The following is a 26084-nucleotide window of genomic DNA, read 5'->3' on the forward strand; positions in this document are numbered from 1 at the left end:
AAGGACGTACAATGAATGCAATTAGACTCACTCGCCGTCAGGTTGGCGCGAATTACGAGAATCAGGCCAGACGTTATCTTGAGCACGCGGGCCTGGTGTTTGTTGCCGCGAACGTAGCCTGTCGTGCCGGTGAGCTCGACCTTGTCATGCGGGACCAGCAAACCTGGGTGTTTGTTGAAGTACGTTACCGACGTAACGCGAATTTCGGCGGTGCGGCGGCCAGCGTGACATACTCTAAACAGCAGCGCCTGTTGCGCGCTGCGGCCTTCTGGCTTGCGCAACACAATGCGAGCTTTGACACATCATCTTGCCGTTTTGATGTTTTAGCCATCACTGGGCGCCAGCTAGAATGGTTGCCAGATGCATTCAATGCGCAAGGATAGTACCAAGACTGATGGACACCTGTAGGGGACTTACCCTGCGTGCCAACACCTTTGACTGACGAGAAAACAACGTGCTGGAAAGAATCAAAGCCTGCTTTACCGAAAGTATCCAAACTCAGATTGCAGCAGCAGAAGCCTTACCTGATGCCATATCGAGAGCTGCGATGACGCTTGTGCAGTCGCTGCTTAACGGCAACAAGATCCTTTGCTGTGGGAACGGAACCTCGGCAGCCAACGCTCAGCATTTTGCCGCTTGTCTGATAAATCGCTTTGAGACTGAACGTCCGAGCCTTCCTGCAATCTCACTCTCTGCAGATAACGTTGTTTTGACCGCTATCGCCAACGATCGCCTGCATGAAGAAATTTATGCCAAGCAAGTCCGTGCTTTAGGACAGGCTGGCGACGTATTGCTGGCGATTTCAACTCGTGGCAACAGTCGTGATATCGTCAAGGCAGTAGAAGCAGCGGTGACACGGGATATGACCATCGTTGCTCTTACCGGCTATGACGGCGGCGAGCTGGCAGGATTACTGGGCACGCATGACGTTGAGATCCGTATACCTTCTCATCGGAGCGCGCGCATTCAGGAAATGCATATGCTTACCGTTAATTGCCTCTGTGACTTAATAGATAACACGCTATTTCCACACCAGGACGATTAAGGAGATTCAATGAAGGCAAGTTACCTCTTTGCTGTAGTGCTTAGCGCCCTTTTGTTACAAGGCTGTGTGGCCGCCGCCGTTGTCGGCGTGGCTGGCGTAGCAACAAAAACGGGTACCGACCCACGCACCGTGGGAACTCAGGTTGATGACACCACACTAGAGGCACGCGTCTCCAACGCCATCAATGCCAATCAAGATTTGAAAAAGAAAGCCCGTATCGTGGCGACCGCCTATTCGGGCAAGGTGTTGCTGACCGGTCAAGCACCGACCGCAGATATGGCTAGCACTGCCAAACAAATAACGATGAAGGTAGACGGCGCAACAGACGTCTATAACGAAATCCGCCTCGGCAACCCGGTCAGTCTGGGAACGGCCTCGATGGATACCTGGATAACCACCAAAGTGCGTTCTCAGCTGTTGACCAGCGATCAGGTTAAATCGTCGAACGTGAAAGTGACGACTGAAAACGGCGAAGTCTTCCTGTTGGGTCTGGTGACTCAGGAAGAGGGTCAGGCAGCGGCTAAGATTGCCGCTGGCGTCAGCGGCGTCAAGCATGTCACGACGGCCTTTACCTACGTGAAATAACCTCGCGTCGAGCAATAAAAAGGACAGCCCAGCAGGCTGTCCTTTTTTATAACTTGGGAAAAGGCCTAACGCAGCGAGTGCTCGGTCAGGAAGCTATCGCCGCCGAGCTGGCTCATCTGCCTGAGGATCCACTGCTGGCGTCGAAGCACATAGGCGGACGGCGCATTCACCTTGAACAGGTGCGGATTCGGCAATACTGCGGCAAGCAGCGCAGCCTGTGAAGGTGTCAGGCGGCTGGCAGGCTTGTGGAAGAAGTGTTGGGCCGCTTCCTCAACACCGAAAATACCGTCACCAAACTCGACGATGTTGAGATAGACAGTCAGGATGCGCTTTTTGCCCCATACCGTTTCAATCCCTACCGTCAGCCCTGCCTCGAGACCTTTACGCAACCAACTGCGCCCGTCCCATAAAAATAAATTCTTGGCGGTCTGCTGGGAAAGCGTCGAAGCGCCACGAATATTAGCGTCTTCATCCTCATTGTGCGTGAGCGCCGCCTGAATGGCACCCACGTCAAATCCCCAGTGCTCAGGGAATTTTTGATCCTCACCCGCCATGACGGCCAGCGCCATAGGTGAAGATATTTCATTCATCGGGACCCAATCGGAGTGAGCAACGTAACCAAAGTCTCCGCTTAGCCAGGCTGAAACCTGTCTTTCCACCATGACGGCGGAGAACGGCACGGGCAAAAACTTGAAAAATACAATCCCGACTAACCAGAGGCTAACTAAAGCAATTATGCCTCTTTTTAACCAGATAAAGGGCCGATAAAACCGGGTCTTTTTAAAAGATTTAAGCATTCGATACAATCCATGACTCATCTGACCAACTTATCAATATCCACACTGAATCCGCGTATAAGGCTAGCTCTCTTTACTCATGACATGCTAACAATGCGGGTATTGTGTGAGAAAAATCAGCACTTGTTGCGCAACAAACGTTTTCGCTGCCCAATGGCATCAAAGAGTTCCAGATTTTCCAAAGGGTTTCCCATTGCTTCTAATGACACTTTTTTGGCTGTTAAATGACTAGTACAGCTGGACCGCGTCCAAAATCAATATATTTACGTTTCTAATGTATCGACCTTTGGAAAATGAACAAACGCTAATCATTCATGCTCCTTTTGGTTCGTTTCAAAAGGTGACTATATCGCCAAATTCGGCCTTAAATGTCACTTCCTCCCTGCCAAATCCTCCTGCTTCGAAGCAGAATCAAAAATGAAATTAATTCACCCTGACCGCGCTATTTCCACCTTGAAACCTGTTGACGCGATTCAGCCGGCGATATCAAATTTATGCCATTTATTACAGTAAGTTGCGCGGCATTTTTCACGATACATTCTGCTTCAAAAACAGTAATTACCAGACAATGAAGGATGAAAAGTGGTCGCTCAAACTATGAACCCTCTCCAAAACCCACCCTATTGAGTAGTCACCCTGTGGATGAGATTGACCTTATTGAAAAATTCCTGCGATTAACGCTTGAACTTTTGTATAGACAAAGATTAATCTACATCACAGTTTTTAATGATTCTCGTAACAGATTCGCTGATATTTGTTATGTTGAGTAGATAAAGTTGTATTACACTTACTTCTACTGAATTACCAAGACCTGCGATTAATACCCTAAGTAAAACAATACGTGGGTTAACAATTTCCCTGGTGTTGGCGCAGTATTCGCGCACCCCGGCCTAGGCTGGGGTTATTTTTTTTCAGCTTCCGCTGCCCAGTCACGTAATGTTTGCACGTCGTTGCGCCATTCAAGCGTTAACTCATCAACCCAATCCTGCACGTTATCCCACCACGCTGGAAGTGAAGGCGTCTGAATCTGTTGTGCTAGCTGTTGCAGATGTTTCAACCCAACCGAACCCGCCGCCCCTTTGATTTTGTGTGCCTCTTCGGCAATACCGTCCTGATCGCGCGCGGTCATGTTGGAGTCCAGCACCTCAAGGTAGCCCGGCATCATACGTTCAAACATGTCCACGCTCTGGTAGATGAGCTTTGAGCCCACCAGCTCGATGTACTGCTCCAGCATCGGGATATCCAGCAGTTCTTCATGGGTCTTCATGGCTTCTGACTCCTCTGGGGTGGATTCGTCTTCCGGCAGGTGATCCCAATACTGCTGGATCATTGCGGTCAACGCAGGAACCGACAGCGGCTTGCTCAGTACGTCATCGATACCGGCATCGAGGTACTCTTTTTTGTCTTTCAACACGTTGGCAGTCAGCGCCACCAGCGGCGGCAGCAGCGCTGCGGCGTATTTCTCGCGCAGGATACGCGCCACGTCCAATCCGGTCATGTCGGGCAGCTGAATGTCGAGTAACACCAGGTCAAACTCGTGCGGGTCAAACATCTCCAGCGCCTCGTGGCCGGTCATCGCCACCTCAACGCTGCTGCCCAGCTTCTCCAGCACCGAGCGCGCGACGATGACGTTCAGCTCGATATCTTCAACCAGCAGAATATTCAGCGCGGGAAGCGGCAGGATATCGTCTTCATCAATCTCTTTTTCCGGCTCGTCGAGCGACGGTGCACTCACGGTCAGCGTGAAGCACGACCCTTTGCCCAGCTCACTGCTGACGGTGATATCCCCCCCCATGCTCTGCGCCAGGCGTTTGGAGACCGCCAGACCAATTCCGGTCCCCGTCGCAGGCTTGCCGCCGTTCTGGTCCTTGACCTGATAATACATGGCAAAGATTTTGTCCTGCTCGTCCTGAGGAATGCCCATACCGGAGTCCTGCACTTCAAAGCACAGGCGATCGGCGAGGTCATGATGCACCCGCACCACTATCTCCCCTTTGTGGGTAAACTTCACGGCATTGCCAATCAGGTTCCACAGAATCTGACGCAGGCGCGTACCGTCGGTTATCAGCGTGTGCGGCAGCGGGATGTCAGGCTGCATCACGAACTTCAGTCCTTTAGGCTGCACCAGCAGGCCGGTCAGGTTCTCAAGTTCGGAGAGGAAGTCGGTGAAATTGACCGGGTTGTTGTCGAGCTGAACCTTGCGGCGCTCGAGTTTGTCCATCTCAATGATGTCATTGAAGATATTACCCAACGTAATGGCGCTAACGTGGATAGTCTTCAGATAGTTATGCTGTTCGTCGTTCAGCTCGGTATCGAGCAGGATACGGCTCAGGCCAACGATGCCATTCAGCGGCGTACGCAGCTCGTGGCTGATCGTTGAGATAAAGGTGGTCTTCTCCCGGCTTGCGTTCTCCAGCGCGTCCTGGTAGCGCTTACGCTCGGTAATATCGCGTCCAAAGCCCATAAGCCCGTGACGTTTACCGATGCGGTCATAGAAAGGCACTTTTCGCAGTTCGAAACAGGCCTTGCGACCATCGGGATAGACCAGCCACTGTTCGTAGGTCAACGCCACATTGTGACGGAACACCTTCTCGTCGGTCTCGATGACCTTCTCGGCGATATCCGGGGTATAGACGTCGTTCGGCGTCAGGCCTATCAGCTGCTTTTCGCTGAGGCCGGTCAACAGCTCCATCGCGCGGTTACAGCCGGAGAACTCTTTGTCTTCATTACGGTAGTAAACCAGGTCCGGCGAAGCATCAAGGAACGAACGCAGCAAGGCAGACTGTTGGCTGAGCTCTATCTGCGCCTGTTCGCGGTGCTGCATTTCCAGCTTGAGTTTATCAACCACCGCCAGACGCGCCTCTTCGGCCTTGATACGGTCGGCAATTTCCTGATTCAGCTGGGCGATGTTTTCGGTCAGCTGCTCATTTAATTTCAGGTCGCGATAGCGCATCTCTTCGAGCTTGTCGACCAGACGCGTCAGGCGCTGGCGCGACTCCTCGAGCTGCTCTACCACCACGGATAGGAAATAGACCGCCCACGGCGTAATAATCAGGCCGAAGAAGATAGAACGGACCACGTCGATACTTTCAACCTGGCCGCGCAGCAGCATGGTGACGGCCATTTGCACAATCATCGCCAGTACCACCAGCGCCGAGGCAAGCAACAGCGAAAAACGGACCAGCCCGAGCTTAACCATCAGGTCAACGTAGTACTGAGCAAGTAATCTGATTTGCTTCATAGCCTTTCCTTGAGAAAAATCGTCTGTATCCCAGCATATTCGGAATAAAGTAGGGGGAAATCATACCGCAAGTAGCGCGAACAGTGTCCGGGAGATTGTCCAAAAAATCGCATTGGAGACCGAATTTTTAGGGCTTGCACCCTACAGGAACGTGGGTTGGTGCAATGAATCAAAAGGGGGTGTTATTGACTAATCCCGACCGCGCGATTATAAATATCGCCCCGCCTTAAATCGCCAAGGCTCAGCCTTTAAAGGCTTTTATCTTTTCTTTATTTCCCCTTTGCTGTCCCAGCGCCAAATACAAAGAATAACTATTCAGTATTACTGCAAATAAAGTCATTCTTTACACTATGAATAATTCTTATTATGCGTCCCCTGTTAGCACATTATTACGCTATGATTAAAAACAGCAATAAAGCACATCGCGGGCATAATTCGCAGAATAAAACGCTGGCAAACCACCCCGCCCTAGCATGGTGCACAGATTTCGAGCTTGCACTACAGTGAGACAGCTCACAGTTACCCCCGTCTCCCACACTGTTATTATGGCTTCTAAAAAACCATTTATTTGATATTTATCAAATAGTTAAATCGCAAAAAGTGCCTTTTTACGGTCGGTCAACCCACATTTGACCTACCCGCGCTTTCTCGCTAAGTTGGAAGTCCGCTGGAAGCACTCTTTATCAGTTAAGATCGATGAGCATACCACTCGTCATATTTATGCAGTAATTGAAGACTCCCTCATTAAAACAAGTCATATACCACTTGTGAGAACCGTCACGAGGGGCCACTGACGGAGGATGTCAGCCAGAAACGCACCAATAGAGTGCGCTAAAACGCTGAATCAGCCGTTATTACGCTCCCTCGAAGTAGGTGTGAGAGTCTCGCAGAGCCTGGGGAGGTTCCGTTATGTTATATGATGCATCCCACGAGAAGGATAACTGTGGTTTTGGCTTGATAGCCCATATTGAAGGCGAACCTAGCCATAAGGTCGTACGTACCGCCATTCATGGACTGGCACGCATGCAACACCGTGGCGCAATTCTTTCTGACGGAAAGACTGGCGACGGTTGCGGCCTGTCATTGCAAAAACCGGATCGTTTCTTCCGGATGATCGCCGAAGAGCGCGGATGGCGCCTGGCGAAAAACTATGCCGTAGGCATGATCTTCCTTAATAACGACGAGGAGCGCGCTGCTGAAAGCCGCCGCATCATCGAGGAAGAGATCCTGAACGAAACGCTGTCCGTTGTGGGCTGGCGTGATGTCCCGACAAACCCAGACGTTCTCGGCTCGATTGCGCTCTCCTCCATGCCGCGCATCGAACAAATTTTTATCAACGCGCCTGCCGGTTGGCGTCCGCGTGATATGGAGCGCCGCCTGTACATGGCGCGCCGCCGCATTGAAAAACGCATCAGCGAGAGCGAAACCCCAGACAAAGAGTTTTACGTCTGTAGCTTCTCCAACGCGGTAAACATCTATAAAGGCCTGTGCATGCCGATTGACTTGCCGCGCTTTTATCTTGACCTGGCAGACCTGCGTCTGGAATCGGCCATTTGCCTGTTCCACCAGCGCTTCTCTACCAATACCGTGCCACGCTGGCCGCTGGCTCAGCCGTTCCGCTATCTGGCGCACAACGGTGAGATAAACACCATCACCGGTAACCGCCAGTGGGCTCGCGCTCGTGCCTATAAATTCAAAACCCCGCTGATCCCCGATCTGCAGGACGCCTCACCGTTTGTGAATGAAACCGGTTCTGACTCGAGTTCATTGGACAACATGCTGGAGCTGTTCCTTGCGGGCGGTATGGACCTGCTGCGCGCTATGCGTCTGCTGGTTCCACCGGCCTGGCAGCAGAACCCGGACATGGATCAAGACCTGCGTGCGTTCTTCGACTTCAACTCCATGCACATGGAGCCGTGGGACGGCCCAGCGGGCATCGTCATGTCAGACGGTCGCTACGCCGCCTGTAATCTTGACCGTAACGGCCTGCGCCCTGCGCGCTACGTCATTACCAAAGACAAACTGATCACCTGCGCCTCTGAAGTCGGTATCTGGGATTATCAGCCAGACGAAGTGGTTGAGAAAGGCCGCGTGGGTCCGGGTGAGCTGATGGTTATCGATACCCGCAGTGGTAAAATTCACCACTCCGGCGAGACCGATAACGATCTGAAGAGCCGCCATCCTTACAGAGAGTGGATGGAGAAAAACGTTCAGCGTCTGGTGCCGTTTGAAGACTTGCCTGCCGACCAGGTGGGTCAGCGCGAGCTGGACGACACACAGCTCGAGACCTATCAGAAACAGTTCGCCTACAGCAGCGAAGAGCTGGATCAAATCCTGCGCGTGCTGGGTGAAAACGGTCAGGAAGCCGTCGGCTCAATGGGCGATGACACGCCGTTTGCCGTACTTTCCAGCCGCCCACGTATTATTTATGACTACTTCCGTCAGCAGTTTGCGCAGGTCACCAACCCGCCAATCGACCCGCTGCGTGAAGCACACGTGATGTCACTGGCGACCAGCATTGGCCGTGAGATGAACGTGTTCTGCGAAGCCGAAGGTCAGGCACATCGCCTGAGCTTTAAATCGCCGATCCTGCTTTATTCAGACTTTACTCAGTTGACCACGCTCGACAGCAAGTACTACCGCGCCGAGACGCTGGACCTGACCTTTGATCCAGCCGAAATGGATATGGAGCAGTTCGTTCAGAAACTGTGTGACGAAGGCGAGCGTAAAGTGCGTGAAGGTGCCGTTCTGCTGGTGCTGTCGGACCGCAATATCGCGCCAAATCGCCTGCCGCTGCCTGCGCCTATGGCCGTGGGTGCATTGCAGTACCGTCTGGTTGAGAAGAACCTGCGCTGCGACGCCAACATCATTGTTGAAACCGCCAGTGCCCGCGATCCTCACCACTTCGCCGTGCTGCTGGGCTTCGGTGCCACCGCCGTTTACCCATACCTGGCCTATGAAACACTGGCCAAGCTGGTCGACGCGCGCGTCATCGACAAAGATTACCGTGAAGTGATGCTGAACTACCGTAACGGCATCAACAAAGGTCTGTACAAGATCATGTCCAAAATGGGCATCTCGACGATTGCTTCTTACCGCTGCGCACGTTTGTTCGAAGCCGTAGGCCTGCATAAAGACCTGAGCACTGCCTGTTTCCCAGGCGTTGTCAGCCGTATCGGCGGGGCAAGCTACAGCGATTTCCAGCAGGATCTACAGAATCTGTCCAAACGCGCCTGGCTGAAACGCAAGACGCTGGACAACGGCGGTCTGCTCAAATACATGCACGGCGGCGAGTATCACGCTTACAACCCAGATGTCGTGCAGTCTCTGCAAACGGCAGTGAACAGCGGTGATTACGACGACTACAAAAAGTACGCCAAGCTGGTTAACGAGCGTCCGGCCTCCATGCTGCGCGACATGCTTAAGATCACCCCTAAAGGCGAGCCTATCCCTGTCGATCAGGTTGAGCCAGCCGAAGGCCTGTTCACCCGTTTCGACTCGGCGGCGATGTCTATCGGCGCACTGAGCCCTGAGGCACACGAATCTCTGGCCGAAGCGATGAACGCTATCGGGGGTCGTTCCAACTCCGGTGAAGGCGGTGAAGACCCTGCGCGTTACGGCACGAACAAAGTGTCACGTATCAAGCAGGTGGCTTCCGGTCGCTTCGGTGTCACCCCGGCGTATCTGGTTAACGCCGACGTCATTCAGATTAAAGTGGCTCAGGGTGCAAAACCGGGCGAAGGCGGTCAGCTGCCGGGTGATAAAGTCACCCCATACATCGCCAAGCTGCGTTATTCGGTGCCGGGCGTGACGCTGATTTCACCTCCGCCGCACCACGACATCTATTCAATCGAAGACCTGGCACAGCTGATTTTCGATCTGAAACAGGTGAACCCGAAGGCGATGATTTCCGTCAAACTGGTTTCCGAACCGGGCGTTGGCACCATCGCGACCGGCGTGGCGAAAGCCTATGCCGACCTGATAACCATCTCCGGCTACGACGGTGGTACGGGTGCAAGCCCGCTGACCTCGGTGAAATATGCCGGTAGCCCGTGGGAACTGGGTCTGGTTGAAACGCAGCAGGCACTGGTTGCCAACGGTCTGCGCCACAAGATCCGCCTGCAGGTTGATGGGGGTCTGAAAACTGGCGTAGACATCATTAAAGCCGCGATTCTGGGTGCCGAGAGCTTCGGCTTTGGTACTGGCCCAATGGTGGCGCTGGGTTGTAAATACCTGCGTATTTGCCACCTGAACAACTGTGCTACCGGTGTTGCCACTCAGGACGAAAAACTGCGTCGCAACCACTACCACGGTCTGCCTGAACGTGTGACGAACTACTTCAAGTTCATCACTCAGGAAACGCGTGAGATTATGGCCGAGCTGGGAATTAGCCAGTTGGTAGACCTGATTGGTCGTACCGATCTGCTGGTTGAGCTCGACGGCTTCACCGCCAAGCAGAACAAGCTGGACTTGTCTCCGCTGCTGGTGACTGCGACCCCGCATCCGGGCAAAGCGGTTTACTGCACCGAGAGCAACCCGTCGTTCGACAAAGGCCAGTTGAACAAAGATATTCTGGAACAGGCTGCACCGCACATTATTGCGAAGCAGAGCAAGGCGTTCTACTTCGATATTCGCAACACCGACCGTTCCGTCGGCGCGACCCTGTCGGGTGCCATTGCCGAGAAACACGGCGACCAGGGGATGTCGGCAGACCCAGTGCGTATTAACTTCAACGGCACCGCGGGCCAAAGCTTCGGTGTATGGAATGCGGGCGGCGTTGAGCTGATGCTGACCGGTGACGCGAACGACTACGTGGGTAAAGGCATGGCCGGTGGCCGTATCGCAATTCGCCCTCCGATTGGTTCGGCGTATCGCAGCCACGAAGCCGTGATTGCCGGTAACACCTGTCTGTACGGCGCAACAGGCGGCAAAATGTTTGCGGCAGGCCGTGCGGGCGAGCGTTTCGCTGTGCGTAACTCCGGTGCTATTACCGTGGTTGAAGGTATCGGCGATAACGGCTGTGAATACATGACCGGCGGTATCGTCTGCGTCCTGGGCCGTACCGGCGTTAACTTCGGCGCAGGCATGACCGGTGGTTTCGCTTACGTTCTCGACGAAGACGGCGAGTTCCGTAAACGCGTAAACCCTGAGTTGGTCGAAGTCCTTGATGTGGCAGAGTTGGCGATTCACGAAGAGCATTTGCGTGGTTTGATCACCGAACACGTACAGCTGACCGCGTCGACCCGTGGTGAAGAGATTTTGGCGAACTGGCCTCAATGGGCGCCTAAATTTGCCCTGGTAAAACCAAAGTCCAGTGATGTTAAAGCATTGTTGGGTCACCGTAGTCGTTCCGCAGCAGAGCTGCGGGTACAAGCGCAGTAAGAGGTTAAGATGAGTCAAAACGTTTATCAATTTGTCGACTTACAGCGTGTTGATCCGCCAAAGAAGCCGCTGAAGATCCGTAAAATTGAGTTTGTAGAAATTTACGAGCCGTTCTCGGCTACTCAGGCGGCATCACAGGCTGACCGCTGTCTGTCCTGCGGTAACCCTTATTGCGAATGGAAATGTCCGGTTCATAACTACATCCCTAACTGGCTGAAGCTGGCCAACGAAGGGCGCATTATGGAAGCCGCAGACCTTGCGCACCAGACTAACAGTCTGCCAGAAGTCTGTGGGCGCGTTTGCCCACAGGACCGCCTATGCGAGGGTTCCTGTACGCTGAACGACGAGTTCGGTGCAGTCACTATCGGTAACATCGAGCGCTATATTAACGATAAGGCGATCGAGATGGGCTGGCGTCCGGATATGTCTCACGTTCACCCAACCGGTAAACGTGTGGCTATCATCGGTGCAGGTCCGGCAGGTCTGGCCTGTGCCGACGTGCTGACCCGCAACGGCGTGAAAGCGGTGGTCTTCGATCGTCATCCAGAGATTGGCGGCCTGCTGACCTTCGGTATTCCGTCGTTCAAGCTGGAAAAATCCGTGATGACCAAGCGTCGCGAGATCTTCACCGAGATGGGTATCGAGTTCAAACTCAATATCGAAGTCGGTAAAGACGTGACCATGGACGCCCTGCTGGAAGAGTACGACGCGGTGTTCCTGGGCGTGGGAACTTACCAGTCAATGCGCGGTGGTTTGGAGAATGAAGACGCGCCGGGCGTATACGATGCCCTGCCGTTCCTGATTGCCAACACCAAGCAGCTGATGGGTTATGAAGCCCAGCAGCATGAACCTTACGTCAGCATGGAACACAAGCGCGTTGTGGTTCTGGGCGGCGGTGATACCGCGATGGACTGCGTGCGTACCTCAATTCGTCAGGGTGCGACCGATGTGACCTGTGCATATCGTCGTGACGAAGAGAACATGCCCGGTTCACGCCGTGAAGTTAAGAATGCCCGCGAAGAAGGCGTTGAATTCAAGTTCAACCTGCAACCGCTGAGCATTGAGCTGAACGACTCTGGCCGTGTTTCTGGTGTCAGAATGGCACGTACCGAACTGGGTGCGCCGGACGCCAACGGACGTCGTCGCGCAGAAATCGTGGCAGGTTCTGAGCACGTGATGGACGCCGACGCGGTAGTGATGGCGTTTGGTTTCCGTCCGCACAAGATGGAATGGCTGGCCGCTCACGACGTTGAGCTGGACAGTCAGGGCCGCATTGTGGCACCGGAAAGCAGCGACAATCCTTACCAGACGAGCAATCCGAAAATCTTCGCCGGTGGCGATGCGGTTCGCGGTTCAGACCTGGTAGTGACGGCGATTGCAGAAGGCCGCAAAGCCGCAGACGGCATCATGTGCTTCCTGGAAGTCTGATTTTTCAGGCAGCGTAGATGTGAAAAGAGACCGCATTGCGGTCTCTTTTTTTATGCCGCTTTTAAGCAGCAACGGCGTCGAGGAGGTGTTTACTTCACGACGCGCAGAGCAGGACGTCTACCGCGAGGCGGTGTCGGTGGCTCATCATCACCGTCGTCCGCGTTGTCAGGCAGGTCGCCATCAATTACGGACATGGTCGGCTCAGGATTTTGCTCTTCCAACTCTTCAAAGACGCCTTCACCGTCGAGGCCTGGTTCAGGCTCGAACATGGTACCCGCGCCGTTTTCACGGGCGTAGATGGCCAATACTGCCGCGATAGGCACAAACACCTCACGCGGAACGCCACCAAAACGCGCGTTAAAACGCACATCGGCATTGCCCAATTCGAGATTGCCCACTGCACGCGGTGCAATATTCAGAACGATTTGCCCATCGCGGGCAAACTCCATTGGCACGCTCACACCCGGCTGGGTCACGTCGACCACCAGATGAGGGGTCAGCTGGTTATCAAGCAACCAGTCGTAGAACGCACGCAGCAGGAAAGGACGGCGAGGAGACATGTCTGTCATCTCCATAACTTATCCCCGGGCTCCGTTCAAACGCATTTCGCGCTCAGGCTCAGTCAGAGACGCCAGGAACGCATCACGTTCGAAGACGCGAGTCATATAGCCTTTCAATTCTTTAGAGCCGCTACCGGACAGCTCAATGCCCAATTCAGGCAAACGCCACAGCAGCGGAGCCAGGTAGCAGTCGACCAGGCTGAATTCTTCGCTTTTGAAGAAAGGCATGTAAGAGAAGATTGGCGCGATAGCCAGCAGTTCTTCACGCAGTTGCTTGCGTGCTGCATCAGCTTCGGCAGCAGAACCCTGCTCGATTTGGCGCAGCAGAGAGTACCAGTCGTTTTCGATGCGGTGCATCATCAGACGGCTCTCACCACGAGCAACCGGATAAACCGGCATCAGAGGTGGATGCGGGAAACGCTCATCAAGGTATTCCATGATGATACGAGATTCGAAAAGGGTCAGCTCACGATCGACCAGCGTAGGCACAGAGTGGTACGGGTTGAGGTCAATAAGATCCTGTGGCAGGTTACCCATTTCTACCTGCTCTATCTCGACACTTACACCTTTCTCCGCCAGTACGATACGTACTTGATGGCTAAAAATGTCGGTCGGGCCAGAAAACAGCGTCATCACCGAACGTTTGTTGGCAGCGACAGCCATGAAAACCTCCAAGTTTATCTAGAATTATACTGCGAATAGCCACTATCAGGCTGCTATCCTGAATAATCGTGCCCATCGTAGTTCGGGCACATCTCACCTGTAACCCACAGTTTCGTAGATAAGCCAAAGCGGGGAAACACAGCCAGCAAATTCAGCAAGGTTCACTGCTCGGCGAACAGGCGCAAAAGTGTGTGATAGTTTACCAGATTTTGGTCGTTCTGTGGGGAAGTACGAGACGATTTCCTATGGAAATGTGTTTCAGGGAGCAATTAGCGGGAAAAAACAACGGCTTTCAGATTTATTTTTGACATAAAAGCATAATAAAAACTAAACAAATGACGAAAAAAAACCCGGTACAAGACCGGGTTTTTGTTGCGTTGTGCCAGGACGAAACCAAGGTTCCAGTCCACTGCCGAAGCAGCAGGCAAATTAACGCTTGGAGAACTGAGGACGACGACGTGCTTTACGCAGACCGACTTTCTTACGTTCAACCTGACGAGCATCGCGAGTTACGAAGCCAGCTTTACGCAGCTCAGAACGCAGATTTTCGTCATATTCCATCAGTGCACGAGTGATACCGTGACGGATAGCACCAGCTTGACCAGAGATACCACCACCTTTAACAGTGATGTAAAGGTCAAATTTCTCAACCATGTCGACCAGTTCCAGAGGTTGACGAACTACCATGCGGGCAGTTTCACGACCAAAGTACTGTTCCAGGCTACGCTGGTTAATTACGATGTTACCACTACCCGGTTTGATGAAAACGCGTGCAGCAGAGCTTTTGCGGCGACCAGTGCCGTAGTATTGATTTTCAGCCATTGCCTATAATCCCGATTAAATGTCAAGAACTTGCGGTTGCTGTGCCGCATGAGTGTGCTCATTGCCCGCGTAAACTTTCAGTTTACGGTACATTGCACGACCCAACGGACCCTTCGGCAGCATGCCTTTAACCGCGAGCTCAATCACACGCTCAGGACGGCGAGCAATCATCTCTTCAAAGGTCGCTTGTTTGATACCACCGATGTGGCCAGTGTGATGGTAATAAATCTTGTCGTTACGCTTGTTGCCGGTTACAGCAACTTTTTCTGCGTTCAGAACGATGATGTAATCACCAGTATCAACGTGCGGAGTGTATTCCGCTTTATGCTTGCCACGCAGACGGCGAGCCAGTTCAGTGGCCAGGCGACCCAAGGTCTTGCCGCTTGCGTCAACTACGAACCAGTCACGCTGTACTGTTTCCGGTTTAGCTGTAAAAGTTTTCATTAAAAGCATACCCAATTTAAGTTACACGTTGGCGAACACCCAAACGCCTATATGTTTTTATAAACTACATTTTTTCAAACACAGTTTACAAAATAGTATTGGAGGTTCACACGACCATCAGTCCAGCAAACCTACCCCTTCGAATAGCCATTGCCGGCACTATAAAGTTTCGGGAAAAAAACTTTGTTGTAACGTGGGGTCGCAGGATTATAGAGAAGTCCACAGCAAAGATCGAACCCTTTTTTGAAAAATGTGTAGATTTCCCTCTCTCTATTGTAGATAAGATGCGCAATGCCTGCGCATCTTATCGCCAACCTTATGGCAGGTGTTCGCGGGCAAGATACTCTTCGCTCTGCATCTCCTGCAAACGCGACAGGCAGCGCTGATACTCGAACTTCAGACGCTCACCGCGATAAATCTCGAACATCGGCACTTCGGCTGAGACCACCAGTTTGACGTGACGCTCATAGAATTCATCGACCAATGCCAGAAAACGTCGTGCGGCATTTTCTTGGTCGGCCTTCATGACCGGCACATTATGCAGAATCACGCTGTGGTACAGCCTTGAGAGCGCAATATAGTCGAGCTGGCTGCGCGCCTCTTCACACAGCGTGTGGAATTCGACGGCCAACACCCCTTCTGCCGAGGCAATCGCCTTGAGTGGACGATGATTCACCTCCAGCACCGGAGCCTGTTCACCTGGCTTACCGGCCAGCTTGCCAAACATCTGTTTCATCGGTGCGTTGAGGTCGGCCAGCGTTTGCCCGGACTCCGGCGTCAGCCACAGATTGGCCTGCGTCAGGGTGCGCAGACGATAGTCGATGCCCGCATCGACGTTCATCACGTCACAGTATTCATTGATAAGAGCAATCGCCGGCAGGAAGCGCGCACGCTGCAAACCGTTGCGATAGAGGTTGTCCGGCGGAATGTTAGAGGTCGCCACCAGCGTGATGCCGCGGGCGAACAGCGCCTGTAGCAGCGTCGCAAGCAGCATCGCGTCGGTAATGTCCGACACGAAAAACTCGTCGAAGCACAGCACGTCCGTCTCCTGCTTGAAACGGTCGGCAATCACCTCGAGCGGGTCCGACTGCCCCTGAAGCTGGGTCAGCTCTTCGTGTACGCGCAGCATAAAGCGGTGGAAGTGCAGGCGCATTTTACGCTCGCCCGGCAAACTATGGTAGAACATGTCCATCAACCAAGTCTTGCCCCGCCCCACGCCGCCCCACATATACAGCCCCTGAACCGGACGAATGGTGCTCTTGGCAGGACTCTTCTTAAACAGACGGCCCAACCAGCCGCTACTTTCAGGCAAATCCTCTGGTTTTTTGGCGACCAATTCCTGATAAATAGCATCAAGACGGGTCACCGCCTGCTTTTGAACGTCGTCCGGCTGGAACTCTCCGGCATCAAGTGCAGTCTGATAGGAAGAAAGCGGTGTCTTTAATTGCATCGTAATCAACGTCCCTGAGAAAATATTTTCAGTGATTCATGGCGCAGATTTCATGACGTTTAACGCAGATTTTTCCACTATTTCGCGGTATTTAACGCACTTAGGGGATAAAGCGGCCCCGTTGAACGGTGCGAAAGTTGCCGCAGGATTCCACTAACGCGAGGTTAACGGTTATAGTGGTGTTCTGTTTGTCGTAAAACTTGCCATGTAAAAGTTTTGTTTAAAAGTATTGGTGAGAAAGTTACGCCAAAAAGCCCAACAGGACAACGGTGTCAATAATAGGAGTTATTATGACTTGGGAGTATGCGCTCATTGGATTAGTGGTCGGTATCGCCATCGGCGCGGTAGCGATGCGCTTTGGCAATCGTAAATTACGCGATCAGCAAGTGATGCAAAACGAGATAGACAAGAGCAAAGCAGAGCTGGAAGAGTACCGCCAGGAACTGGTTGGACACTTCGCACGCAGCGCCGAGCTTCTTGATAACATGGCGACGGACTACCGTCAGCTTTACCAGCACATGGCGAAAAGCTCTAACAACCTGTTGCCAGACATGCCATTGCAGGACAACCCGTTCAACTACCGTCTGACCGGTTCGGAAGCCGATAACGATCAAGCTCCGGTTGAAATGCCTCGTGACTATTCCGACGGCGCATCTGGCCTGCTGCGCGGAACAGAAAGACAACGCCGTAAGTAATACGGTAAAGCCAGTGGCCTCCGTCACTGGCTCTTCTTTTGGCTGATCAACTGGCAGTTTCCCTCGGCATTCAATCAAGAGAGCAATCCAAATGAAAAAAAAATCATTTTTACTCAGCGCAGTGGCGATTAGCCTTGGATTAAGCTTCTCCTCTTTTCAGGTCGTCAGTGCTGCCCTGCCCGTGGCGGTAGAGGGGCAACCTCTTCCGAGCCTCGCACCGATGCTGGAAAAAGTGCTGCCGGGCGTGGTCAGCGTGCAGGTATCAGGTACTCAGCCACCCAGCGACCAGGTACCGCCCCAGTTCAAATTCTTTTTCGGCCCTGACACACCAAGCCAGAAGCAGGACGGCCAACCGTTTGAAGGCCTCGGCTCAGGCGTGATTATCGATGCCGCCAAGGGCTACGTGCTCACCAATAACCATGTGGTCAGCAACGCCGACAAAATTACGGTACAGATTAACGATGGCCGCGAGTTCGAAGCCAAGCTCATTGGCAAGGACGAACAGTCGGACATCGCCATTATCCAGTTAAAAGACCCTAAGAATCTGACTCAGATCCCAATGGCCGACTCCGACAAGCTGCGCGTCGGCGATTTCGCGGTCGCGGTGGGCAATCCCTTTGGTCTGGGACAGACGGTGACCTCCGGCATTATCTCTGCGCTGGGCCGCAGCGGACTTAATTTGGAAGGGCTGGAAAACTTTATTCAGACCGACGCCTCCATCAACCGCGGCAACTCCGGCGGTGCGCTGCTTAACCTGCAGGGCGAACTGGTAGGCATCAATACCGCCATCCTGTCTTCACAGGGCGGCAGCATGGGGATTGGCTTTGCTATCCCTATCAACATGGCCAAAAACCTTAGCAAGCAGCTGATTGAGACCGGACAGGTCAAGCGAGGTCTTCTGGGTATTCGCGGCAGCGAAATGACCGCCGACCTCGCCAAGGCGTTCAACCTCGACAGTCAGCGCGGTGCCTTCGTCAATGAAGTCCTGCCCGAGTCTGGAGCCGCCAAGGCTGGCATCAAGTCCGGTGACGTTATTATCACCCTCGACGGCCAGCCGCTCAGCAGCTTCGCCGAATTACGCGCTAAGGTGGGTAGCGAAGGGCCGGGCATAGTGGTCAAGCTTGGCATTCTGCGCGGCGGCAAGGCGATGGACGTTAACGTAACGCTCGGCGCAAGCCCTGACGTACCGGTCTCACTGGACAAAATCAATCCAGCGTTCACCGGCGCAACGCTCAGCGACGTCGATACCAAGGCCGGTAAAGGCGTTCAGGTTGACGAGGTCGTGAAAGGCACCCCGGCCGATCAGGTCGGCTTCCAGCAGGGTGATATCATCGTCGGCGTGAACCGCGCGCCAATTGACAATCTTGACGCTCTGCGCAAGGTGCTACAGTCCAAGCCAGACCTGGTGGCGCTCAGCGTGATGCGTAAAGGGCAGAATATTTATTTGTTAATGCCTTAACATAATTTGGGCGTAGCTTAGCTACGCCCAAACAAGTCATGCTATCCTTCCAGTACATTTTCTTACGACCCCTATAAACCCATGTTTGTTAAGTTATTGAGATCCGCACTCATCGGTCTTATTGTTGCCGCTATTCTGCTGGCGGTCGTTCCACGACTGCGTAAAACCGTTGCCGAGCCTTTTTTCCAGCATGACTTCACGACTCACAGCGAACAACCTGCCAGCTTCAACGACGGAGTTCGTCGTGCGGCACCTGCCGTCGTCAACGTCTATAACCGTAATATGGGAGACTCTTCCCAGAATCAGTTGCAAATCCGCACGCTGGGTTCCGGCGTTATCATGAATGACAAAGGCTATATTCTTACCAATAAGCACGTCATTAATAATGCAGACCAAATTATTGTCGCCCTGCAAGACGGTCGCGTGTTTGACGCGCTGCTGGTTGGTTCGGACAGCCTGACCGACCTTGCGGTGCTTAAGATTGACGCCACCAATCTGCCGGTCATTCCGATTAACGACAAACGTGTGCCTCACGTCGGCGACGTGGTGATGGCGATTGGTAACCCGTTTAACATCGGGCAGACGGTGACGCAGGGTATTATCAGCGCCACCGGTCGAATAGGCCTGAGCCCTTCCGGACGTCAGAACTTCCTGCAAACGGACGCCTCAATCAATCAGGGTAACTCCGGCGGTGCGCTGGTTAACTCACTGGGCGAACTGATGGGCATCAACACCCTGTCGTTTGACCAGAGCAACGACGGTGCGACGCCAGAGGGGATTGGTTTTGCCATCCCGACTGCGCTGGCGACCAAAGTCATGGGTAAGCTTATCCGCGACGGTCGGGTTATTCGCGGTTATATCGGCATTACCGGCAGTGAAGTCTCGCCGTTGCACGGCCCGACCGCACCGGTCGACCATCTGCAGGGCATTGTGGTTACCGAGGTGACGCCAAACGGCCCGGCGGCCAATGCCGGAATTCAGGTGCATGACGTTATTGTCAGCGTGAACAACAAGCCTGCTATTTCGGCGATTGAAACCATGGATCAGGTTGCGGAAATTCGCCCTGGCTCAGTCATCCCGGTCGTTATCAGCCGCAACGGCAATAAAATCAGCCTCAACGTGACCATCCAGGAATACCCGGAGCACTAAGGCTCGTATCGCAAGCATTAAAAAAGCCGGAAAGGTTACCCCTTCCGGCTTTTTTTTGTCCCGCAAACGCTCGAATTACTCGGCAGCGCTCACGCGTTCAATTTTGGCACCTAGCTGACGCAGTTTATCTTCGATGCGCTCATAGCCACGGTCGATGTGATAAATACGGTCAACGATGGTCACGCCATCAGCGATACAGCCCGCCAGCACCAGGCTTGCAGAAGCACGCAGATCGGTTGCCATCACCTGTGCACCGGACAGTTTTTCAACGCCGTGGCAGATAAGGGTGTGGCTTTCGATTTCCGCATGTGCGCCCATGCGGATAAGCTCAGGCACATGCATGAAGCGGTTTTCGAAGATGGTTTCGGTAATTACACCGGTACCTTCTGCAACCAGGTTCAACAGGCTGAACTGCGCCTGCATATCGGTCGGGAAGCCAGGGTGCGGCGCAGTGCGCAGGGTCACGGCTTTCGCGCGCTTGCCGTGCATGTCCAGGCTAATCCAGTCTTCGCCGGTTTCAATGTCGGCGCCCGCTTCACGCAGTTTTGCCAGTACGGCATCCAGCGTGTCAGGACGGGTTTCACGGCACACCACTTTGCCGCCAGAAATAGCTGCCGCCACCAGGAAGGTGCCGGTTTCGATACGGTCAGGCACCACGCGGTGTACGCCGCCGCCGAGACGCTCAACGCCTTCGATGATGATTTTGTCCGTACCTGCGCCGGTTATCTTCGCGCCAATGGCGTTCAGGAAGGCCGCGGTATCGGCAATCTCTGGTTCACGCGCGGCGTTTTCAATAACGGTCGTGCCCTCGGCCAGCGTCGCTGCGGTCATGATAGTCACGGTAGCACCCACGCTAACCTTATCCATCACGATGTGGGCAGCCTTCAGGCGTCCATCAACGGTCGCTTTTACGTAGCCTTCTTCTAGCACGATTTTCGCACCAAGCTGCTCAAGACCGGTAATGTGCAGGTCAACCGGACGTGCGCCGATAGCGCATCCACCCGGCAGAGAAACTTCACCACGGCCAAAGCGGGCAACCAAAGGACCCAGCGCCCAGATAGAAGCACGCATGGTTTTCACCAGGTCATAGGGTGCACGGAACTCGTTAACACCGCTGGCATCGACCCACACCGAACCATTACGCTCAATTTTGGTTCCCAACTGATTAAGCAGCTTGATGGTCGTGTCGATGTCTTTCAAATGCGGGACGTTTTGCAGTTCTACCGGTTCTTCAGCGAGCAGTGCGGCGAACAAAATAGGCAGTGCGGCATTCTTCGCACCCGAGATCGTGACTTCTCCACTCAGGCGGGTTCCGCCCTGTACACGAAATTTATCCATTATTGCTCTCTTATCTGTTATCAAATTACTTCAGGTATAACAAAATGGCCGGCAGCTACGCGTGCCCGTCATCCCTGTATCCTTAAAAACCGTTGAGCTTACGATCGCGCTGCCACTCTTCTGGCGTATAAGCCTTGATAGAAAGTGCGTGGATGCGGTTGTCAGCGATATATTCCATCAGCGGGGCGTAAACGGTCTGCTGCTTTTTAACGCGGCTCATGCCGTCGAACATTGCGCCTACCACGATTGCCTGGAAGTGGCTGCCGTCGCCGGTTACGTGTGCTTCTTCGATTGCCAATGCTGCCATCAGCACGTCTTTAATTTCGTTAGTTTCCATAAAACCCGTCTAATCTTTAATCGTATGGGAAGTAATAGCCGAACATATTATAGAGATCCGACCAACTCTTAAACCATCAAAAAGCCCCTGTATGAGAGTTTCAGACAGGGGCTCTGATTTGAATAGTGATTTATCGCAGAAAATTTCTTGTCGCGGTAGGACTAACTGTCCGATTCGAGAGGAATTATTCCCTGCAGATTGTATAACTCAATCAACGTGCGCAAACGGTCGGTGATGCCGGCAATCTGCAGCTCCACGCCGTGCTTGCCCGCAAAATCACGCAGGTGTACCAGCAGCGCCAACCCAGAAGAGTCAACGCGCTCAAGATGCGCCACGTCGACACAGGTGACGCCCCTTAGCAGACTCTCGCGCTGCTCCCACAGAGGAAGCAGCGTTTCACGGTCCAGGCAACCGCTAAGAATCAGCGTCTGCTGTAGGGATTCAAAGCGCAGTTCACCGCTCATTATTTATTCTGCTGGATAGTGATTGGCTGAGCCGCAGCAGATTTCAGGCGCGCGGTCAGGCCATCAATGCCTTTCTGACGCAGGATGTCCGCCCACTCGTTCTGCTTGGTGGTAATCATGCTCACGCCTTCGGCAATCATGTCATACGCCTGCCATTCACCGGTGCGGCTATTTTTACGCCATTGGAAGTCGAGACGAACCGGCGGACGACCGCCTGGATCGGTGATGGTCACGCGAATGGCCACGATGTCGGTACCGGCCGGGATGCTCTGCGCAGGCTGAACCTGGTAGGACTGGTTGGTGTACATCGCCAGTGCCTGACCGTAAGCCTGTTGCAGGTAGTCACTGAACGCGCTGAAGTAGGCTTCACGCTGCGCAGGAGTGGCGGAATTGTAGTAACGACCCAGCACCAGCGCACCCGCATATTTAACCTGCACGAAAGGCAGCAGTTCTTCACGCACGACGGTGCGCAGGTAGTTAGGATCCTGCTGAATCTTCGGTTGGTCGGCCTTCAGACGAGTAAAGGTGGCGTTAGCGGCCGCGTTCATCACGCTGTAAGGATTGGTTTTATCAACCGCCGCCGCGGCGTTGGCCGCCAGCGGTGCAATCATCAGTAATGCAACAACCATCAAACGTTTAAACATAACAATTCCTCTTAATTACCTTGAGCCGCAGGGGCTGGAGCAGTTTTTGCCGCTGGAGCAGGCGCGCTTTCCGAGGCTGCCGGCGCATTGGCGGCATCCGGGTTGGCGGTGCTGTCCGGCGAAGCTGCGGCATCACCCGATTTCGCGGCGTCGTCTTTACCGCCGCTTTTGTAAAGGAACTGGCCGATCAAGTCTTCCAGAACCATCGCGGATTTCGTGTCCTGAATGGTGCCGCCATTTTTCAGAATGGTGGTTCCCATGTCAGGATCCTGAAAACCGATATTCAGCGCCAGGAACTGCTCACCCAGCAAACCCGACGTGCGGATAGCCAGAGAACTGGTATCCGGGATCTGGTTGTACTTGTCATCGATGTCCATCGCCACGCGCGGCGACAGATTTTTGTCCAGCGTAATGCTGCTAACGCGACCGATAACGACACCACCAATTTTAACCGGTGAATCGTTTTTCAGCCCACCGATGTTGTCGAAATCAGCATAAATACGGTAAGTCGGATCGGAGCCGAAGGAGCGAATATCGGCCACTTTCAGGCAGATAAACACCACGGCACACAATGCGATCAGCATAAATGCTCCAACCCAGACTTCACTTTTCTTGTTTTGCATGGCTCAATTCCCAAACATCAGTGCTGTCAGCACAAAATCTAATCCCAGCACCGCCAGTGACGAGTGCACTACGGTACGGGTCGTGGCCCGGCTAATCCCTTCCGAAGTCGGGATCGCGTCGTAACCGTTGAATAGCGCTATCCAGGTTACGGTAATGGCAAAAACAACGCTCTTAATCAAGCAGTTGAGCAAGTCTTGACGCCATTCTACGGCGTTTTGCATCGCCGACCAGAAGAAGCCGCTGTCGATGCCTTTCCAGTCAACGCCGACCAGCGATCCGCCCCAGATACCGACCGCGACGAAAATCGCCGTCAGCAGAGGCATGCTGATAAGACCCGCCCAAAAACGTGGCGCGACCACCCGACGCAGCGGGTCGATCGCCATCATTTCAAGGCTTGAAATTTGCTCGGTTGCCTTCATCAGGCCAATCTCGGCGGTTAACGCCGAACCGGCACGGCCGGCAAACAGCAGCGCGGTCACTACCGGCCCCAGCTCACGCAGCAGAGAAAGTGCGACCATCATGCCCAGGCTTGCTTCGGCGCTGTAAGTTGTCAGCACCAGATAACCCTGCAGGCCGAGCACCATGCCGATAAACAGGCCGGATACCACAATGATAAGCAGCGACAGCACGCCGACGCTGTAAAGTTGTTTGATTAATAATGGCCATTGTTTGGCAAACTGCGGCCGTCCGACCAGCGCACGAAACAGCAACTGCCCGGCGCGTCCAAACGATGCACAGGTGGCTATTCCGCTGCGGCCCAATGACGCTAACGCCCTAATTAACATTGATTTACTACTCCATCATCCAAGCAGCTCGGTTTTATAATCACCGGCCGGGAAACGGAAAGGCACCGGTCCATCGGCGATGCCGTCGAGGAACTGGCGAACACGCGGGTCTGGATTATTTTGCAGCTCCTCGGTGGTGCCTTCTGCGATAACGTGCTGAGCGGCCACGATATAAGCATAGTCAGCGATACTGAGAACTTCAGGCACGTCGTGAGAAACCACGATACAGGTGACACCCAACGCATGGTTTAGCTCGTCAATCAGCTTGACCAACACGCCCATGGTGATAGGGTCCTGACCGACAAAGGGTTCATCAAACATGATGAGCTCGGGGTCGAGCGCGATTGCACGAGCCAACGCTGCACGGCGCGCCATCCCGCCCGAGAGTTCTGCCGGCATCAGTTCTGCCGCACCGCGCAGCCCCACTGCTTCGAGCTTCATCATTACCGTCGTGTGCAGCAGTTCTTCAGGAAGGTTACTGTGCTCACGCAGCGGAAATGCCACGTTCTCGAAAACGTTGAGATCGGTAAACAGCGCTCCGGACTGGAAAAGCATGCTCATTTTCTTGCGGGATTCGTACAACTTACGGCGAGACAGCGCAGGAACGTTTTCACCATCAAACCAGATCTCCCCACTGTCCGGCGTAAGTTGTCCGCCGATCAATCGAAGCAAGGTTGTTTTACCGATCCCCGAAGGCCCCATGATGGCGGTTACCTTGCCTTTCGGTACGGTCATGTTTATCTCTTCGAAAATGGGACGATCGCCGCGCATGAAACTCATGCCCTTGATCTCAACCAGATTCGCTTCGCTCTGACTCATTTGTCTCTTCCTCTGGGCGAACACAACACAAGAATCCTCTTATGTTAGAACCCGTTCCATAACTTTGGCTTAAACTACAATGCCAACACCCGACATTTTACAAAAACTTACCGCGAATGCGTTACCAAAGTTGCCATTGATTTACTTTTAACGTCCGGACGGTCAAAATCAACCAACTGCGGGCCGGTTGTCATCTGACCGCATAAAAAACGATAAAACAGAAAGTCAGAAGCCAAGGTAATCGCTATTATGGAACCCTATTCAATCACTATCAGGCCGGTGGGTCTGATGTCAGATTGATCAAACTCATTTTGGTTCCTTGCCAGACTTACGAACATTGCATTATACCAAATAAAGGATTTTTCATGCTTCTCGCTAGCGTACTAATGGTTGTCGGCTTGTTTCTGTTAGTTTATGCCGCCGATCGTTTGGTGTACGGAGCTGCAGTCCTGGCAGGCTCAATCGGCATTCCCCCTCTTATTATTGGTATGACGGTCGTCGGCGTAGGAATTTCCCTGCCTGAACTGGTTGTATCAACCACCGCCGCCATCAACGGTCAGATGGATTTAGCAGTAGGCAACGTCATTGGTTCGAATATCACTAATATTCTTCTGATTTTGGGCGGCGCCGCGCTAATTCATCCACTTTCCGTGCGTTCTGATATCCTGCGACGCGAACTCCCGCTAATGTTGATAGTGACCGTGCTCTGCGGATTCCTGCTTAGCGACAGTGAGTTAAGTCGATGGGACGGCGTCGCGCTGATTACCGCCGCAGCGATATTTCTGCTGCTGATGATAAAAATCGCCAGGATGTCGGAGCAGGTGGGACAGGACACGCTGACCCGCGAGCAAATGGCTGAACTCCCTCAGGATGGAAGCAATACAGTAGCATTTTTGTGGTTAGCGCTGGGGTTTATTATCATGCCGCTGGCTTCAAACATGATTGTCGACAATGCTTCGGTCATCGCGCGCTATTTTGGCGTCAGTGAACTGGTTATCGGGCTGACCGTTATTGCCATCGGCACCAGCCTGCCTGAGCTGGCAACCTTTATCGCCGGGGCCATCAAAGGCGAAGACGACATCGCGCTGGGCAACATTATCGGCGCCAACATTTTTAACATGTGCCTGGTTCTCGGCCTGCCTGCGCTGGTCGCTCCGGGGCATTTTAATCCCGATGCTTTTCATCGTGATTATTGGGTCATGCTGGTCGTCAGCGTCGTGCTGACCGGACTGTGCCTGATGCGTAAACACCGTATTGGCCACCTTGCGGGCGCGCTGCTGTTGTGCGGGTTCGTCGCGTATCTGGCGCTGCTGTTCTACGTACCCGGCAGCGTGACCTTCTAGATCTGATAGA

The 26084-nt window shown here is 53.5% G+C and carries 23 protein-coding genes; 9 read left to right on the forward strand and 14 right to left on the reverse strand.

Features of this window, described 5'->3' with window-relative positions; translation table 11 throughout:
- The first annotated feature begins 11 nt into the window (after positions 1-11).
- From O1V65_RS16485 to dolP, 3 genes are all read left to right on the forward strand, one after another.
- A complete protein-coding gene (locus tag O1V65_RS16485; RefSeq protein WP_017491676.1) occupies positions 12-383 on the forward strand; it encodes a YraN family protein in 372 nt (123 codons plus the stop codon).
- 71 nt (positions 384-454) lie between these two features.
- Complete coding sequence (gene diaA, locus O1V65_RS16490) at positions 455-1045, forward strand: DnaA initiator-associating protein DiaA (protein WP_026110499.1); 591 nt, start codon at positions 455-457, stop codon at positions 1043-1045.
- A 9-nt stretch (positions 1046-1054) separates the two neighbouring features.
- Positions 1055-1630 carry a division/outer membrane stress-associated lipid-binding lipoprotein gene (dolP, locus tag O1V65_RS16495; protein ID WP_017491674.1) on the forward strand — a complete coding sequence of 192 codons (576 nt, stop codon included), beginning with the start codon at positions 1055-1057 and terminating at the stop codon, positions 1628-1630.
- A gap of 65 nt (positions 1631-1695) precedes the next feature.
- On the opposite strand, the gene mtgA is transcribed toward dolP, so the two are convergent.
- Both mtgA and arcB read right to left on the reverse strand, forming a co-directional pair.
- The gene (mtgA, locus tag O1V65_RS16500) at positions 1696-2427 is read right to left on the reverse strand and encodes a monofunctional biosynthetic peptidoglycan transglycosylase (RefSeq protein ID WP_017491673.1); all 732 of its coding nucleotides are present in this window, start codon (positions 2425-2427) and stop codon (positions 1696-1698) included.
- A 901-nt stretch (positions 2428-3328) separates the two neighbouring features.
- A complete protein-coding gene (arcB, locus tag O1V65_RS16505; protein WP_227953313.1) occupies positions 3329-5668 on the reverse strand; it encodes an aerobic respiration two-component sensor histidine kinase ArcB in 2340 nt (779 codons plus the stop codon).
- 909 nt (positions 5669-6577) lie between these two features.
- Between arcB and gltB the strand changes: the two genes are divergently transcribed.
- A complete protein-coding gene (gene gltB, locus O1V65_RS16510; protein ID WP_269129890.1) occupies positions 6578-11050 on the forward strand; it encodes a glutamate synthase large subunit in 4473 nt (1490 codons plus the stop codon).
- 9 nt (positions 11051-11059) lie between these two features.
- Positions 11060-12478: a glutamate synthase small subunit gene (locus tag O1V65_RS16515; protein WP_017494264.1), complete on the forward strand. Its 1419-nt coding sequence runs from the start codon at positions 11060-11062 to the stop codon at positions 12476-12478.
- An 89-nt stretch (positions 12479-12567) separates the two neighbouring features.
- Here O1V65_RS16515 and sspB read toward each other — a convergent pair whose 3' ends face one another.
- The 5 genes from sspB to zapE all read right to left on the reverse strand — a co-directional run bounded on the left by sspB (position 12568) and on the right by zapE (position 16417).
- Complete coding sequence (gene sspB / locus O1V65_RS16520) at positions 12568-13053, reverse strand: ClpXP protease specificity-enhancing factor (RefSeq protein WP_269129891.1); 486 nt, start codon at positions 13051-13053, stop codon at positions 12568-12570.
- Between the two features lie 3 nt (positions 13054-13056).
- A complete protein-coding gene (gene sspA / locus O1V65_RS16525) occupies positions 13057-13701 on the reverse strand; it encodes a stringent starvation protein SspA (protein WP_017494266.1) in 645 nt (214 codons plus the stop codon).
- A gap of 429 nt (positions 13702-14130) precedes the next feature.
- Positions 14131-14523: a 30S ribosomal protein S9 gene (gene rpsI, locus O1V65_RS16530; RefSeq protein WP_017494267.1), complete on the reverse strand. Its 393-nt coding sequence runs from the start codon at positions 14521-14523 to the stop codon at positions 14131-14133.
- 15 nt (positions 14524-14538) lie between these two features.
- Positions 14539-14967, reverse strand: coding sequence for a 50S ribosomal protein L13 (gene rplM, locus O1V65_RS16535; protein ID WP_009634857.1), 429 nt, complete (start codon positions 14965-14967; stop codon positions 14539-14541).
- A 316-nt stretch (positions 14968-15283) separates the two neighbouring features.
- Positions 15284-16417, reverse strand: a complete 1134-nt coding sequence (gene zapE, locus O1V65_RS16540) for a cell division protein ZapE (RefSeq protein ID WP_084911809.1) — start codon at positions 16415-16417, stop codon at positions 15284-15286.
- Positions 16418-16707: 290 nt separating this feature from the next.
- Between zapE and zapG the strand changes: the two genes are divergently transcribed.
- The 3 genes from zapG (at position 16708) to degS (ending at position 19720) form a co-directional block, all read left to right on the forward strand.
- Positions 16708-17112, forward strand: a complete 405-nt coding sequence (gene zapG, locus O1V65_RS16545) for a Z-ring associated protein ZapG (RefSeq protein ID WP_017493870.1) — start codon at positions 16708-16710, stop codon at positions 17110-17112.
- 91 nt (positions 17113-17203) lie between these two features.
- Entirely contained in the window at positions 17204-18571 is a 1368-nt protein-coding gene (locus O1V65_RS16550; protein ID WP_017493871.1) for a Do family serine endopeptidase, read from the forward strand.
- 81 nt (positions 18572-18652) lie between these two features.
- A complete protein-coding gene (gene degS / locus O1V65_RS16555; RefSeq protein ID WP_084911811.1) occupies positions 18653-19720 on the forward strand; it encodes an outer membrane-stress sensor serine endopeptidase DegS in 1068 nt (355 codons plus the stop codon).
- 75 nt (positions 19721-19795) lie between these two features.
- On the opposite strand, the gene murA is transcribed toward degS, so the two are convergent.
- From murA to mlaF, 7 genes are all read right to left on the reverse strand, one after another.
- Positions 19796-21058 carry a UDP-N-acetylglucosamine 1-carboxyvinyltransferase gene (gene murA / locus O1V65_RS16560; protein WP_017493873.1) on the reverse strand — a complete coding sequence of 421 codons (1263 nt, stop codon included), beginning with the start codon at positions 21056-21058 and terminating at the stop codon, positions 19796-19798.
- Between the two features lie 82 nt (positions 21059-21140).
- Complete coding sequence (gene ibaG / locus O1V65_RS16565; RefSeq protein WP_017493874.1) at positions 21141-21395, reverse strand: BolA family iron metabolism protein IbaG; 255 nt, start codon at positions 21393-21395, stop codon at positions 21141-21143.
- A gap of 161 nt (positions 21396-21556) precedes the next feature.
- Positions 21557-21859 (reverse strand): lipid asymmetry maintenance protein MlaB, encoded by a 303-nt coding sequence (gene mlaB / locus O1V65_RS16570; RefSeq protein ID WP_017493875.1) that lies wholly within the window; start codon positions 21857-21859, stop codon positions 21557-21559.
- The gene (gene mlaC, locus O1V65_RS16575; protein ID WP_017493876.1) at positions 21859-22503 is read right to left on the reverse strand and encodes a phospholipid-binding protein MlaC; all 645 of its coding nucleotides are present in this window, start codon (positions 22501-22503) and stop codon (positions 21859-21861) included. The genes mlaB and mlaC overlap by 1 nt, the downstream gene beginning before the upstream one ends.
- Before the next feature lie 11 nt (positions 22504-22514).
- The gene (gene mlaD / locus O1V65_RS16580; RefSeq protein WP_017493877.1) at positions 22515-23126 is read right to left on the reverse strand and encodes an outer membrane lipid asymmetry maintenance protein MlaD; all 612 of its coding nucleotides are present in this window, start codon (positions 23124-23126) and stop codon (positions 22515-22517) included.
- 3 nt (positions 23127-23129) lie between these two features.
- On the reverse strand, positions 23130-23912 hold the full coding sequence (gene mlaE / locus O1V65_RS16585; protein ID WP_017493878.1) for a lipid asymmetry maintenance ABC transporter permease subunit MlaE: 783 nt from the start codon (positions 23910-23912) through the stop codon (positions 23130-23132).
- A gap of 15 nt (positions 23913-23927) precedes the next feature.
- On the reverse strand, positions 23928-24731 hold the full coding sequence (gene mlaF / locus O1V65_RS16590) for a phospholipid ABC transporter ATP-binding protein MlaF (protein WP_017493879.1): 804 nt from the start codon (positions 24729-24731) through the stop codon (positions 23928-23930).
- 365 nt (positions 24732-25096) lie between these two features.
- On the opposite strand from mlaF, the gene O1V65_RS16595 reads away from it, so the two are divergent.
- Positions 25097-26074, forward strand: a complete 978-nt coding sequence (locus O1V65_RS16595) for a calcium/sodium antiporter (protein WP_026110792.1) — start codon at positions 25097-25099, stop codon at positions 26072-26074.
- Positions 26075-26084 lie beyond the last annotated feature (10 nt).

Origin of the sequence: Rouxiella badensis, assembly GCF_026967515.2 — a bacterium.
GTDB classification, from domain to species: domain Bacteria; phylum Pseudomonadota; class Gammaproteobacteria; order Enterobacterales; family Enterobacteriaceae; genus Rouxiella; species Rouxiella badensis.

Coding starts and splice junctions, on each gene's coding strand:
- sspA (WP_017494266.1), bottom strand. CDS start 13,701: ATGGCTGTCGCTGCCAACAAACGTTCGGTGATGACGCTGTTTTCTGGC.
- O1V65_RS16485 (WP_017491676.1), top strand. CDS start 12: ATGAATGCAATTAGACTCACTCGCCGTCAGGTTGGCGCGAATTACGAG.
- dolP (WP_017491674.1), top strand. CDS start 1,055: ATGAAGGCAAGTTACCTCTTTGCTGTAGTGCTTAGCGCCCTTTTGTTA.
- zapG (WP_017493870.1), top strand. CDS start 16,708: ATGACTTGGGAGTATGCGCTCATTGGATTAGTGGTCGGTATCGCCATC.
- gltB (WP_269129890.1), top strand. CDS start 6,578: ATGTTATATGATGCATCCCACGAGAAGGATAACTGTGGTTTTGGCTTG.
- sspB (WP_269129891.1), bottom strand. CDS start 13,053: ATGGAGATGACAGACATGTCTCCTCGCCGTCCTTTCCTGCTGCGTGCG.
- O1V65_RS16595 (WP_026110792.1), top strand. CDS start 25,097: ATGCTTCTCGCTAGCGTACTAATGGTTGTCGGCTTGTTTCTGTTAGTT.
- mtgA (WP_017491673.1), bottom strand. CDS start 2,427: ATGCTTAAATCTTTTAAAAAGACCCGGTTTTATCGGCCCTTTATCTGG.
- mlaF (WP_017493879.1), bottom strand. CDS start 24,731: ATGAGTCAGAGCGAAGCGAATCTGGTTGAGATCAAGGGCATGAGTTTC.
- murA (WP_017493873.1), bottom strand. CDS start 21,058: ATGGATAAATTTCGTGTACAGGGCGGAACCCGCCTGAGTGGAGAAGTC.
- mlaC (WP_017493876.1), bottom strand. CDS start 22,503: ATGTTTAAACGTTTGATGGTTGTTGCATTACTGATGATTGCACCGCTG.
- degS (WP_084911811.1), top strand. CDS start 18,653: ATGTTTGTTAAGTTATTGAGATCCGCACTCATCGGTCTTATTGTTGCC.
- mlaE (WP_017493878.1), bottom strand. CDS start 23,912: ATGTTAATTAGGGCGTTAGCGTCATTGGGCCGCAGCGGAATAGCCACC.
- rplM (WP_009634857.1), bottom strand. CDS start 14,967: ATGAAAACTTTTACAGCTAAACCGGAAACAGTACAGCGTGACTGGTTC.
- rpsI (WP_017494267.1), bottom strand. CDS start 14,523: ATGGCTGAAAATCAATACTACGGCACTGGTCGCCGCAAAAGCTCTGCT.
- O1V65_RS16550 (WP_017493871.1), top strand. CDS start 17,204: ATGAAAAAAAAATCATTTTTACTCAGCGCAGTGGCGATTAGCCTTGGA.
- mlaB (WP_017493875.1), bottom strand. CDS start 21,859: ATGAGCGGTGAACTGCGCTTTGAATCCCTACAGCAGACGCTGATTCTT.
- mlaD (WP_017493877.1), bottom strand. CDS start 23,126: ATGCAAAACAAGAAAAGTGAAGTCTGGGTTGGAGCATTTATGCTGATC.
- zapE (WP_084911809.1), bottom strand. CDS start 16,417: ATGCAATTAAAGACACCGCTTTCTTCCTATCAGACTGCACTTGATGCC.
- arcB (WP_227953313.1), bottom strand. CDS start 5,668: ATGAAGCAAATCAGATTACTTGCTCAGTACTACGTTGACCTGATGGTT.
- ibaG (WP_017493874.1), bottom strand. CDS start 21,395: ATGGAAACTAACGAAATTAAAGACGTGCTGATGGCAGCATTGGCAATC.
- O1V65_RS16515 (WP_017494264.1), top strand. CDS start 11,060: ATGAGTCAAAACGTTTATCAATTTGTCGACTTACAGCGTGTTGATCCG.